This window comes from Endozoicomonas sp. ALD040, assembly GCF_049275945.1.
Lineage (GTDB): Bacteria > Pseudomonadota > Gammaproteobacteria > Pseudomonadales > Endozoicomonadaceae > Endozoicomonas_A.
Map to the genome: position 1 here is coordinate 6,069,882 of NZ_CP184829.1, position 13,012 is coordinate 6,082,893.

General features: G+C 46.8%; 10 protein-coding genes and 1 tRNA gene. 5 read left to right on the forward strand and 6 right to left on the reverse strand.

Translation table 11 applies throughout. From position 1 onward, the window contains the following. Positions 1-669: 669 nt before the first annotated feature. The 4 genes from ACOJUN_RS22060 to maiA all read left to right on the forward strand — a co-directional run bounded on the left by ACOJUN_RS22060 (position 670) and on the right by maiA (position 5,489). A complete protein-coding gene (locus tag ACOJUN_RS22060) occupies positions 670-1,878 on the forward strand; it encodes a hypothetical protein (RefSeq protein WP_422134009.1) in 1,209 nt (402 codons plus the stop codon). Positions 1,879-2,138: 260 nt separating this feature from the next. Next, positions 2,139-3,452, forward strand: a complete 1,314-nt coding sequence (hmgA, locus tag ACOJUN_RS22065) for a homogentisate 1,2-dioxygenase (RefSeq protein WP_422134010.1) — start codon at positions 2,139-2,141, stop codon at positions 3,450-3,452. Between the two features lie 92 nt (positions 3,453-3,544). Then, on the forward strand, positions 3,545-4,855 hold the full coding sequence (gene fahA / locus ACOJUN_RS22070) for a fumarylacetoacetase (RefSeq protein ID WP_422134011.1): 1,311 nt from the start codon (positions 3,545-3,547) through the stop codon (positions 4,853-4,855). A 4-nt stretch (positions 4,856-4,859) separates the two neighbouring features. Further along, positions 4,860-5,489, forward strand: coding sequence for a maleylacetoacetate isomerase (gene maiA / locus ACOJUN_RS22075; RefSeq protein ID WP_422134012.1), 630 nt, complete (start codon positions 4,860-4,862; stop codon positions 5,487-5,489). A 7-nt stretch (positions 5,490-5,496) separates the two neighbouring features. On the opposite strand, the gene ACOJUN_RS22080 is transcribed toward maiA, so the two are convergent. The 5 genes from ACOJUN_RS22080 to ACOJUN_RS22100 all read right to left on the reverse strand — a co-directional run bounded on the left by ACOJUN_RS22080 (position 5,497) and on the right by ACOJUN_RS22100 (position 9,536). Next, positions 5,497-7,356, reverse strand: coding sequence for a DUF3857 domain-containing protein (locus ACOJUN_RS22080; protein WP_422134013.1), 1,860 nt, complete (start codon positions 7,354-7,356; stop codon positions 5,497-5,499). Between the two features lie 163 nt (positions 7,357-7,519). Beyond that, a complete protein-coding gene (locus tag ACOJUN_RS22085; protein ID WP_422134014.1) occupies positions 7,520-7,744 on the reverse strand; it encodes a SecY-interacting protein Syd in 225 nt (74 codons plus the stop codon). 46 nt (positions 7,745-7,790) lie between these two features. Beyond that, positions 7,791-8,261: a hypothetical protein gene (locus ACOJUN_RS22090; protein ID WP_422134015.1), complete on the reverse strand. Its 471-nt coding sequence runs from the start codon at positions 8,259-8,261 to the stop codon at positions 7,791-7,793. A gap of 311 nt (positions 8,262-8,572) precedes the next feature. Further along, on the reverse strand, positions 8,573-9,211 hold the full coding sequence (locus tag ACOJUN_RS22095; protein ID WP_422134016.1) for an RING finger domain-containing protein: 639 nt from the start codon (positions 9,209-9,211) through the stop codon (positions 8,573-8,575). Between the two features lie 248 nt (positions 9,212-9,459). Then, positions 9,460-9,536, reverse strand: a tRNA-Val gene (locus tag ACOJUN_RS22100). 375 nt (positions 9,537-9,911) lie between these two features. On the opposite strand from ACOJUN_RS22100, the gene ACOJUN_RS22105 reads away from it, so the two are divergent. Continuing rightward, entirely contained in the window at positions 9,912-10,661 is a 750-nt protein-coding gene (locus ACOJUN_RS22105) for a hypothetical protein (RefSeq protein ID WP_422134017.1), read from the forward strand. A gap of 89 nt (positions 10,662-10,750) precedes the next feature. Here the strand turns inward: ACOJUN_RS22105 and uvrB are convergent, their stop codons facing one another. After that, positions 10,751-12,757, reverse strand: a complete 2,007-nt coding sequence (gene uvrB, locus ACOJUN_RS22110) for an excinuclease ABC subunit UvrB (RefSeq protein ID WP_422134018.1) — start codon at positions 12,755-12,757, stop codon at positions 10,751-10,753. Positions 12,758-13,012 lie beyond the last annotated feature (255 nt).

The following is a 13,012-nucleotide window of genomic DNA, read 5'->3' on the forward strand; positions in this document are numbered from 1 at the left end:
ATCTTCAGCGCAACAGGGAGTTAGAAAGCTCAATTGGTATAAAGTCTCAGGACTGGCTAAAAATGGAGAAACCTCAAGCTTTGCAGCGACCTCTAAGAATACGGGATTATACACTCACTCGATGAATCTAATAAATGGCGAAAATTCCACTGCTGAACTATAAACTCCCGTGGAAACAGCAAAGTCCAGAGGGCTGGGGCCTGGTGATAGCTTCCTCTGTGAACTGGTCAGGTATACACAACTACAAAAAACAACCACAAAAAAGCAGTTATACCAATCGTGCTTTCTAGCAGCCTGTCGGACTTAAGCGTCCGTAGCGAGGATTGCAAGAAATTGAGGATAAAAATCTCTGTTTCTGAGGAGAATAGCGAGCTATTTGACGAAGAAACAGGGATTTTTAGACCAATTTATTGCAACCGCAGTAGGACAGTCTTAAGTCCGACAGGCTGCTAGCTCCCGTGATGAGCATGGAGATTTGAGCCTTAAAACAAGGCGGCGTGAGGAGTCTTAGCCTTAGCTATGGCGACGATCGCCAACGCAGGATTAAGGCTCAATTCTTCAGCGCAATAGGGAGTTAGAAAGTTCGTTTGGTACTAATTCCCGGTACGAAAAGGTTCAGCCTGACATTTCCTGACAATAAATCAGTTACCCCAATTAAGGATATGAACAATGGAAACACTGTGTAAGATATCAGCACTGTTGTCGTGCTTGTTATCTATAGGTTCAGTCGCTCATTCAGATCTATCGAAAGAAGAACAATTTAACTTATTGAGCCATTACAATAATGCTTCGTTAGTTGAAGATAGCCTGAAACTGGTCAGTAGCAGTTCCGGGCTGGCCGTTTCCACTTTGATCAATTACGGATTCTGGTACGGCATCTGCAGATCACCCGGGCTGGTATCTACCCTCACAGGCCGATCTGGCCTGTCTGGCACACAGCAAAATGAGTTACAAGAGGTCAAATCATCTTTTTGTAATCAACTGGCAGCCGTTATTACCTCCACTGAGGTTGCTTTAGTCGGACACGTATCGCCGTACTGGTCCCTTCGGCGGCCCCTGTGGCAACCGCTGCGATATGTAGGAACAGGATTCGTTGGTTTCAGAGCATACACGACTGACGACCCTTATTTTATACCCATAACAATCGCATACTTTACCCATGAGGTAATGGCAAGAACAGTAGCCGAAGCTGAGACCATAAAGGATTTAAGGGACCGTGACATTCGTTCAATCAAGCCTGAAAAAATTACCCTTCTTGAATATGCCATCTTGAAATCCATCACAGGCTTGATGGTCGGGGCAATAGTTTATGAGCGGTTGGCCGCCAGAGGCTCTACTCTTAATGCAATCTTTGCTTATGTGCTGTCTAACTTGATGGCACATTCAGTGATGTCAAAAATCTATATGTCAACATATAATTCAGACGATGCTCATGCAGTCGAGGTGGAAGCAGGAGCAAAAGCTTTGACCGCAACCAAAGAATTAGCCGGAACAAGGGCCGTTGCCACAATCGGAGCCATCGGAGCAGTAGCTTTCTGGATCTCTGACCCAGTCTTGTCCGTTATCGCATTCTATACTCTGGCCTTCTCTCTAGGAAAAATTGAAACCAGTATCCCGCATTCAGGTGATTGCGGAAGTACAGTCGGGGCCGTCGTCATGTTTCTTCTGTCGAGTCAAAAATCAAACCTGGACTCAAACCATTTATTGAAAAACGTCGCTTTTACCCTGGTTCCTGCATTGACAATCGCTCTGATCAATGGCGTTTCAAACAATGCTGTTTATGGTTACTCACTTGAAGAAAGTTTCACCGAAACAGTCCGTAACCAATGGCAGAAACTCTATGCCCCTTTGGATTATTTGCACACCTTGTTTAATTGACCTGTTGCACACACGACTTCTGTCGTCATGAAGGTAAGCCGTGGAGAGAAAAGCTCACAGGACTTGTGATAAAGAGAGAGCCCTGAAGGAGCCGGATTTAACACTGTCGCAGCAGCGCCGGGAGATTAAAAATCCAGAATCCTTATGGACAAACTCTCAGGACTGGCTAAAAATGGAAACAATTCAGGACCTCGACAAACAGCTTTCATCCTTACCCGGCAATTAGGCTTGGAAATAAGAAAAACGATAGGTTCAGTTTGATGACATTACCTGACGATCTTGAATACCAGACGGGCTTTGGTAACGAACACGAAACAGAGGCATTACCCGGTGCCCTGCCCAAGGCCTGCTTCAACCCTCAGAAAGTGGCTTACGGGCTCTATTGTGAACAGTTTTCCTCCACGGCCTTCACAGCCCCCAAACACCAGAACCGCCGGACCTGGACTTATCGAATCCGCCCCTCTGTTGTTCAGGGAGACTTCCAGCCCTGGGAGAACAATCCCCTGCTGGAAACCGCCCCCCTGACAGACCTGCCGCCTGTGCCAAGTCCGCTTCGTTGGGACCCACTGCCCGCTCCGAAACAACCGACTGATTTTATCAGTGGTCTGACTACCCTTGCGGCTAATGGTAAAGCCATTACACAGATCGGTAGTGCCATTCATCTGTACGCCGCTAACCAGAGCATGGAAAAGCGTTTTTTTTATAATGCCGATGGCGAGCTGCTGATTGTGCCACAGTCAGGCGCTCTGATGATCTGTACCGAACTGGGTCGATTACAGGTTAGCCCGGGAGATATCGCCGTGATTCCGCGAGGTATGAAATTCAGAGTGGATCTTCTGGAGAGTCAGGCCAGTGGTTATCTCTGCGAAAACTATGGAGCCCCTCTGACACTGCCGGAACGCGGCCCGGCAGGCGCCAATGGCTTCGCCAATGACCGGGATTTCCAATACCCCGTTGCCTGGTATGAAGACGAAGAAGGTAACTTCGAACTGATCGCTAAATTTGCTGGTCACCTTTATGCCTGTGAGCTCGATCACTCACCCCTGGATGTCGTTGCCTGGGTGGGAACTTCGGCACCCTATAAATACGAGCTGTCCCGTTTCAATGTCATCAATACGGTGAGCTATGACCATCCGGACCCCTCTATCTTTACGGTTCTGACCTCCCAATCTCACTCACCCGGCGTAGCCAACCTGGATTTTGTCATCTTCCCTCCCCGCTGGATGGTGGCTGAAAACACCTTCCGCCCCCCTTGGTATCACCGCAATATTATGAGTGAGTTTATGGGGCTGATTCAGGGTGTTTACGACGCCAAGGAAAAAGGGTTTGTACCCGGTGGCAGCAGTCTGCATAACTGTATGTCACCCCACGGTCCCGAGGCGGAGGTATTCAGGAAAGCCAGCGAAGCGGAGCTGAAGCCCGTGCGTTATGAAAACACTCTGGCGTTCATGTTTGAATCCCGATATGTCTACGTACCCTCAAAATTTGCCATGGAGAGCAACCTGCGACAAAAAGACTATCTTAAATGCTGGTCTGGCCTGAAGAAGCATTTTGACCCCAGTCAGAAGCCTTAAGTCAGACAGTCATTAACAACAAAAATCACGCGTGCCAGATAGGCTGTTTGCAGTTGCTGGTACCCTGCTTCTTGATGCATTCAGGATGACCAATGATTTCAATGAACGAGACCCATGACGTTAATCTAACCAGCTGGGTAATTTGTGCCAACAAATTGGATGCCGACTTTACCATTCAGAATCTGCCTTTTGCTGTTTTTCGCACAGGCAGTGAGCCTTTCCGCTGTGGCGTAGCCATTGGCAACCAGATTCTGGACCTGAAGGCAACGGACGCACTGAAGCCATTTGACGGCAAGGCAGCCGTGGCACTGACAGCCTGTGCCCAGGAAAATTTAACGCCCCTGATGGAGTTGGGCTTTGAATACTGGAGCGCTCTCAGGCTCAGCCTGTCCAGAGCACTGAGAACAGGCTCGGAACTGGAGAGCCAACTGAAGCCCTGTCTGATCACCATGAACAAAGCCGAATTCGCCCTGCCCTGCCAGATTCGGGATTACACGGACTTCTATTCCTCTATCTATCACGCCACAGCCGTCGGTTCACTGTTCAGACCCGACAATCCCCTGCTACCCAACTATAAGTGGGTGCCCATTGGCTACCACGGCAGGGCCTCATCCATTGGGGTTTCAGGACAAACTTTTCACCGTCCGGTTGGTCAAACCAAAGCACCGGACGCAGAACAACCTTCCTTTGGTCCCTGTAAACGACTGGACTATGAGCTTGAAATGGGCATTTTCATCGGTCAGGGCAACCCTTTGGGTGACCCTATTGCGTTGGATAAGACCGATCAGCATGTATTTGGCCTGTGTCTTCTCAATGATTGGTCTGCACGAGACATTCAGGCCTGGGAATACCAGCCCCTGGGACCGTTTCTGGCCAAAAGCTTTGCCTCCACTATTTCGCCCTGGATCGTGACGCTGGAAGCACTGGCTCCATATCGAACCAGTTATCTTCGTCCTGCCGATGATCCACAACCTCTGCCTTATTTGAGCTCGGAAGAAAACACTCGTCTGGGCGCTCTGGACATTCAGCTGGAAGTCCTCCTGCAAACACCCGCCATGAAAGGTTCTCAACAAAGCATGGAAAAGCTGTCTCAATCCAGCTTCAAACATTCTTACTGGAGTGTGGGCCAGATGGTGGCTCATCACGCCAGTAATGGTTGTAACCTGCAATCCGGCGATTTGCTGGGAACGGGTACCCAGTCAGGCCCCAGGCCAGAGGAAGCAGGCTCACTGCTGGAGCTGACCCGGGGTGGTAAGGAGGCTATAAACCTGACCAATGGTGAACAAAGAAGGTTCCTGCAGGACGGAGATACCGTGATCATGAGAGGCTGGTGCGAGAAAGAAGGCACGGCCAGAATCGGCTTTGGTGAAGTCTCGGCCACTCTTCTGCCAGCAAAGGGATAACACAATGAAGCTATACAGCTACTTCCGATCTTCAGCGGCTTACCGGGTCAGGATTGCCCTGAACCTGAAAGGGGTGGATTACGAACTGGTTCCGGTTAACCTGTTGAAGTCAGAACAGACAAAGGATAAATATAAAAACATTCAACCCCAGGGACTGGTACCGGCACTGGAAGTCGGCAATAACAGGCTGATTCAGTCCATGGCTATCATGGAATGGCTTGAAGAAACCTGTCCGGAACCAGCCATTATTCCCGGTGATGCCTGGCAGAAAGCCCGGATTCGAAGTCTGGCCAATATCATCAGCTGCGATATCCATCCTCTGAATAATCTGAGAACACTAAAATATCTGAAGTCAGAATTTGCAATCAGTGACGAGCAAAAAAACCAATGGTACCAGCACTGGATAAAAACAGGTTTTGATGCCTGTGAGCAGCAATTGGGGGATGACCCTTTCTGTATCGGAGACACCCCTACCCTGGCCGACATCTGTCTGATACCTCAGGTCTACAATGCCTTGCGGTTTAACGTGCCATTAAGGGATTATCCAAAAATCCAGAGGATCCACCAGCACTGTAATGAACTCAATGCATTTATTGATGCCAGTCCAGAGCAACAGCCTGACAGCACCTTATGATTGAAGCTCAGCGTCGCTTCAAAGCAATGACGGCACGGCGATCATTAATAGCCAGGTAGGCCAACCGCTCGAATTCAGGGTATTCACCGGGTTGATAGAGGTTTTTCTTAATGACGATCTGCCGCTTCACAACCAGAGTATTACCCTCCATCCTGTAATGACTGCTGTAAGTGCCGGCCTGATTATCCACCTTCAAATTTTCCGGAAGCCGGGTGACTTTATAATTTTTGGGGAGTTTCATTCGGTGCTCCCAATGATAATGCCGGGGTCCGACCGTAAACGGGTACTTGCGCTCTCCATCCACCAGATAGGTTCTCAGCGCCAGCACATCTTGAAAATCCAGCCCTGGTGCAGTGGTGATAAATCCTTCCTTGCCCAGTTCAAAAGCGTGAGGGCTGTGCCATTTACCCTTATAGGCGGGCTGTGTTTTCAGATCATAAGCAGACGCACCCTGAGAGATAGAGCCAAAACCGCCGATCAGGGTGTCCGCCAGCAGATTACTGGCCTTCCATTCACCGCTGCCACTGGCTGCCAGCAGCTCGCGAATCTCTTCTCCGATGGTTCCAGTCCCGGTGACTTTACTCTCTCCTCTCAAAAATCCATTCCCGGACAGCACCGACTGGTTTTTTACCCAATAACGGTTCTGATCCGGTTGCATGACGGGAAGAAATTGAGTTTCACCTTCAGGGCTGGCCAGCACCACTCGCTTGCCCGAAAGACTGTAATCCAGTGATCCGAATGGAGACAGGGGTGAAACAGGATTGAGCCAGGTGTTCATTTCAGGAATGTATAACAGCGCATGATTAAACTGCATGGAAGTCGGTACCGGCCAATCCTTATAGCTGTTATCCCAGCTGACCAATGCCGACTTTGACTCTATACCACGGGCTTTTAACAATGCCTGCAACAACAGAGCCTGATCTTTGCAGTCGCCATAACCATGAAGAAGAATCTCTTCCACCGGGTGAGGGACCAGCGTATCTTCAAGGTTGTAGCTCAGAGACAGGTAATTAATATTTTGGGCCACCCAGTTATAGATGAGTTCTGCCTCCTCCCGTGGATGCCTGGCTCCGCGGGTGATCTCTTCAGCCAACTGACGGATTTCTTCACTGTCAGCCTGTCTGTTCAGACTACTTTCGTAGTATATCTGGCCGATCTCTTCCCAGCTTTTCAGAGAGGTTATCGCAAACATGGGCAGCACATCATCCGGGCTGACCATATTTGGCTCCATCTCCTGATAAGGGAAGTTTTCAAGGCTGACCGTCAACTCTTTACGCTTGCCTTTCCAAAGTTCTTTAACAGAGAAATTGCCTCTGCTCCCCCATTTCATGGGTTTGTTTTCAGGCAGCACAATGGTAGCTGCCAATTTCTTTTGTTCCAGTTCCAATTCGGGTTGCAGCACCATGTTAAAGCCCATGGGGCTGTCCTTGTTCACCACATGCTCAAACTTCAGTTTCATGGTGCTGCCTGGTGTCAACCGGGAGAAAATCACCACGACTTCCCTGGAACGCCGCTCCTGATCACGCCCTCCCAGATCCTGTTCGTAAATATTATCTTTTTCAACAGGGAACACCTTACCATCCGGATGGGTAATCGAAGCTTCCAGAACCTTCAGGGATTCATTCTCGGAAAAATAACTGTAGTGGTATTCCTGCAACTCCTCAGCACCTGCAGGAGTCAACACCTGATACTCAAAGGTTACAATACGGGTGTAACTCAGATCGTCGTTGATCTCTATATGATATTCCGCCAACAGACTGCTATAGTCCTGAACAGCTTCATCCGCCAGAACCAACCCCGAAATAACCAGCAACAAGAAAGACAGAAGAGCAGAACAAGCACGCATAGAATATCTCGAATCAGACATAACTCCCCCTTTAACAATTAATGGAACTTTCTAAAAATTAATGAAACTCACTCAATAACTTTGACCGTCAATATATAAAAAAGTTCAGGGCAGAGTGTATTTTTAAACACTGAAAGACATTGAAGCAGTCCTGGATTCCTTCGGTATCTGACATCAGAGCAACTCAAGAAACCTTATTGCACGCTGGCCGCTTTGCAAGGCTCAGCATTGTTAGAAACTGAGCCATATTGTCTGATACTTTGCAATGAAGTTTTTTACCAACTTTTTCCACCCAAACCTCACCGGTTTCATTATTCAGGGTAAGATTGATATCTTCCATATCAGTGACGACAAAAAACAGGGTCAGAGGCTGTCGGAGTGATAGTGCTGAACTTTCACCTTGTCTCAATTCGTTCCCATATTCTGGAGGCCGCCGTGCGCACCTGAACCAGTCGTCAGGTGCGAGTCAATTGCGGGAGAGCCTCTTTTAATCCAAGTGAGCTGTATACTTGTGAAGGGTCTATTGGGGAAGCAGGGTCAAATTTTATTAAGCTTTTGATCAATGTATTTAAAGAACCGCTTCCCCGCATTGTTTCATCTATGATTTTATCAAGTTCAACTTTATCTTTAAGCTTGTCATCAACCTGATAGCAGGCTTTGCATTTATAAGTAACACTCTCTTTGCACTCATGAGATTCTTTCAATTTACAATAAAGAACAATTAATCCGATATTTTTCATGATTTCATTTTTCTCGGCAGGAATGTCAAAACATGCACTGTTAAAGTCTATGAATTTCAAAACTCCCTGATTGAAAAAATACACGACATTATTATCAAAAAGATCCTTGTTTTGAATCCCATTTTTCAACATAAATTCAGCAGCTCTTGACAGGTTATCAATGATAAAATTTCTTGTCTTAAACAATTTGTCGGTATTCTGTCCACATTATATACCTGATAATTCAAATTCAATTTATAACATCAGAGCATTACTTCTCTTTAAAGTTCATTGGAAAATAAATGTTTTTCGATGTATTCAAAAACTCACTGAACTCTGAACTTATGTCACTCCAGACTATCTGACCAACTCATTTATAATCTCGTTGGCAATTCTTTGAGACGTCCCTTGGCATCAACACTCTCTGAACTGGTACTTTTGAACTAGTCATCATTTTTCGACACAAAGTATATATGAGTAGAAGATACAACAACAGGAGCAAGCTCTTATCTCAAAGCTTAAAGTCCGCTGGCCTGCGTTCTACCGCCATTCCCCAGGCTGCGGCCAATTTCAATCAACATATTTAGCCCTTCCGAGCGATTAAGGTCAGGGTCCTCCGGGTGCCTGTTAAATCTAAAGTTATCAGCTCCAATCAACACATTTAGCGCTTGCGAGTGATCAGTGTCAGGGTCCTCCGGATGCTGGATAGGTGTGAAGCTATAAGCTGCCATCAAGGCATCAACAGGTGAGTCCTCTTGCTGGATTGTCCTATCTTTGAGGGGAGTTCTACACAAAGGACATTGATCTCCACGCTGTAGCCAGGTTTCCAGACAAGATGTATGAAAATAATGGTTGCATTTGGTAACCGATACTTTTTTTCCTGCAAAACAGAATTTACAAATAGTACATTCGTCCTCTTGCATGTATTCAGTAGCGGGCTGGTAATATTGGCTAGAAGAGCTTGTGATTCTGTTCATAATATTTATTCCTGATCGGCTGATTGTGCTTGTTTGACTTGCGTTAACTCTTTCAGTTCCTTGGTCCCTGGTATTTTTTGTCGTTATTGAATAGCCGTAACCATTTAATCGGAGTTGTAACACCAATCGTGTTTTCCAACTCCCGTGGTGAGCATGAAGATATTGGACTTCTTCGTTCATGGCGTTCTCCAGGTTTCCGAGTCGGACCGGCAGAAAAACAGGGACCTGAAAGTAGCTATGTTCAGATGTACATGGGCCACTCAACTGGAAAAATGACGACGGAATACCAGGAAGGACACGAGATCAGATACGAGTCTGTAGAAGCTGAACTGAGCTTGGAAGGTTTGGAGATTTGATCGTTTTTTTACGACGCAAAAAAAGCCCACTGTAAAAAATGGGCTTTTCTTTAGTGAAATCAATCACTTATATGGTAGGCGGTACTGGAGTCGAACCAGCGACCTTTACGATGTCAACGTAACGCTCTAACCAGCTGAGCTAACCGCCTGAAGTTGCTGCGTATAGTATCAACGCTGCTGAAAAATGCAACCCCCGATTCCCGATTAATCTAAAAGAAAATCAGGCGCTTAGCTGAATATCAGCTTGGTTAAAATATGTACAAAACAGAACATGGATATAGCTGAAAATCAGTCCAGATTTCTGTGCAAAAAACGTTCATTTTTTTGCCCTTTTACCGCCAGCAGGCAGTCGGCAATTTTTTTGAGGCGTCCCTTCGCATCATTCCCTGACCTGGTACTTTTGAACTATTTCTCATTTTTCAAGTCAAAGTATTATGTAGGTGAACTAATCATCCCTTCAGAAAAATTAATTTTTATCCAGAAGGATATATTTTCGTATCAATTAACTGATTTAGGAGAGAAACATGTTACTAATTAATAAAAAACTTCGTTTAAAAACCGCCTTCTTATTTCTTTTTGTTTTTTCTTCAAGCATCGGTGCTATTAAAGCACAAGCATTTGACATTGAGGAAGAGAAAAGAAAAGCTCAAGCAAGTGGTTTTTTAGTCAAGGCTACTATCTTTCAGAGCACCACTACCACAGTGACGGAAAGAAAATCGGTTAATGGAAAACTAAAGAGCTTTAAACAAATAAAAAGTCACTCACACAATAGCAAGATCATTTCTGTAATCAATAGACCACAGAGCCTGACTCGTCATGATTTTTATGCCGGGGCTGGTCTATTGACTATCAGCTCTGACATTAAAAGTGGAAGTAATGAAATCAAGATTTCTTTGATGGGTGCTGACAAGGGGCAATATGTAACCTTGACACTTTTCAATCAGCCACACTATTTCCAGATAACTCAGACTGCATTTTCAAATCAGAAAAAAAGTACCAACAGCATCATCCCAATCAACAGAGGTGCAAGTGCCATTCACGGTAAAGCTCATTTAAGCTGGTCTGTCAGTGGCGCTACTAAACGATTCAATGTATATGTTGGTAATATTCAGCTGGCCAGCTTTGATACCCCCAACTTCCCGGTAAAAGAAGTATTTATAGATAATGGTGGTGAGACGGTCAGAGCTGAATTACAAACTGTTTCAAACCACAATGGTCAACTGCTCGTTACAATGGATATGGCTGAGGCTTTTTCTCACAATTTTATCCATTAATACCCGTCGCACCGGGCTTAATACCGGTGCGTCAGAACGCTGATCCCCACAGACAATCGCTGCTGGGCTGGCTTAGGAAGAGAGTCAAATCATTTCAATACCCGATCCCTGAGCCTGGCCACCTGATCACGGACAGCTGCCGCTTCTTCAAACTCCAGATTGCGGGCATGTTCCATCATCTTGTTTTCCAGCTTACTGATCTCTTTAGCCAGTTCCTGAGCCGACATCTCATGGTGATAGTCCGCTTTCGGCTCAGCAACCTTGCGACTGGGCTGCCCTTTCTTCTTGCCGGGAATGACTGCGCCTTCAAGAATATCCGCAACCGATTTATGGACACTCTTCGGGGTAATCCCGTGCTCTTCGTTGTAGGCAAGCTGTTTTTTTCGGCGACGTTCGGTTTCATCAATCGCCCGCTGCATTGAGCCCGTGATTTTGTCGGCGTAGAGAATAGCCTTACCATTAATATTACGGGCTGCACGACCAATGGTCTGAATCAGAGAGCGATCAGAACGCAGGAAACCTTCCTTGTCGGCATCAAGAATAGCCACCAACGAAACTTCCGGCATATCGAGACCTTCTCTTAACAGGTTAATGCCTACCAGCACGTCAAACGTCCCAATCCGCAGATCACGAATGATCTCAACCCGCTCTACTGTATCGATACCAGAATGCAAATAGCGACAGCGAACACCGTTTTCATGGAGATAATCGGTTAAATCTTCCGCCATGCGCTTGGTCAGGGTCGTTACCAGAACCCTGTCGCCTTTAGCCACGGTTTTATTAAGCTCAGTCAACAGATCATCCACCTGGGTCGTGGCAGGACGAACTTCAATCTCCGGATCAACCAGCCCGGTGGGTCGAACCACCTGATCCACTATCTGTCCCTGATGTTCCGCTTCATAAGGGCCGGGAGTCGCGGAAACAAAAATAGTTTGCGGGCGTCGTCCTTCCCACTCTTCAAACTTCAGGGGCCGGTTATCCAGCGCAGAAGGCAGTCTGAAGCCATACTCCACAAGGGTCTCCTTACGAGAACGGTCGCCTTTGTACATCCCACCCACCTGGGGCACCGTGACGTGTGATTCGTCAATCACACACAAGGCATTGTCAGGAATATAATCAAACAGTGTCGGTGGTGCTTCGCCGGGTTGAGTGCCTGAGAGATAGCGGGAATAGTTTTCGATACCCGTGCAGTAGCCCAGCTCCAGCATCATTTCCACATCGTACTTGACCCTCTGCTCCAGACGCTGTGCTTCCACCAGCTTATTGTTATTTCTGAGCACTTCCAGACGTTCAACCATTTCGTCTTTGATAGCTTCTGTGGCTTCAATGATGGTCTGACGAGGTGTGACATAGTGAGTCTTGGGGTAAATAGTCACCCGGGGCAGTTTTCTGAGCACTTCGCCGGTCAGAGGATCAAATTCACTGATTTCCTCCACCTCTTCATCAAACAGCTCCAGCCTGATGGCTTCTTTTTCAGATTCTGCCGGGAAGATATCAATGACATCACCACGAACACGATAAGTAGCCCTTTTCAATTCTGTATCGTTGCGGGTATATTGCAGCTCGGCCAACCTGCGCAAAACCTCCCGCTGGTCAATCATTTCACCCCGGGAAATATGCAACATCATCTTCAGGTAAGATTTGGGATCACCCAGACCGTAAATCGCTGAAACCGTCGCAACAATAATGGCATCTTCCCTTTCCATCAACGCTTTAGTGGCCGAAAGTCTCATCTGCTCAATGTGCTCATTGACCGAGGCATCTTTCTCGATAAAGGTGTCCGAACTGGGCACGTATGCTTCAGGCTGGTAATAATCGTAGTAGGAAACAAAATACTCAACCGCATTGCCAGGGAAAAACTCCTTGAACTCGCCATACAGCTGGGCAGCCAAAGTCTTGTTATGGGCCATAACAATAGCGGGTCTTTGCAGCTTTTCAATGACATTGGCAATGGTGAAGGTTTTCCCTGAACCGGTCACCCCCAGCAATGTCTGGCAGGCCAGTCCCGAATGAATGCCGGACAGCAGCTTTTCAATGGCTTCAGGCTGATCTCCGGAAGGCTGAAATTTTGATGATACCTTGAATGTCTTTCCCATACGTATCCACTGGCAGAAGCGCTTAAATTATTTGTTGATTATAAACAGCCCAGGACAGGAAATGCAGCCAGAGAACACTGCGCTTAATCAGGAAAAGCAGCCACCATCGGTGTGTCGCAAAAATGTAACCAGACTTCCGTTTTCAGATGGCGCAGTGAAGAGGGCTTGTGTATGATGCGCATTGCTGATGCGTGATTCCCTGACAAGTCAGCTTGTCAACCTTATAAGATTCGCACCGGAATCAGTATCAGTCAG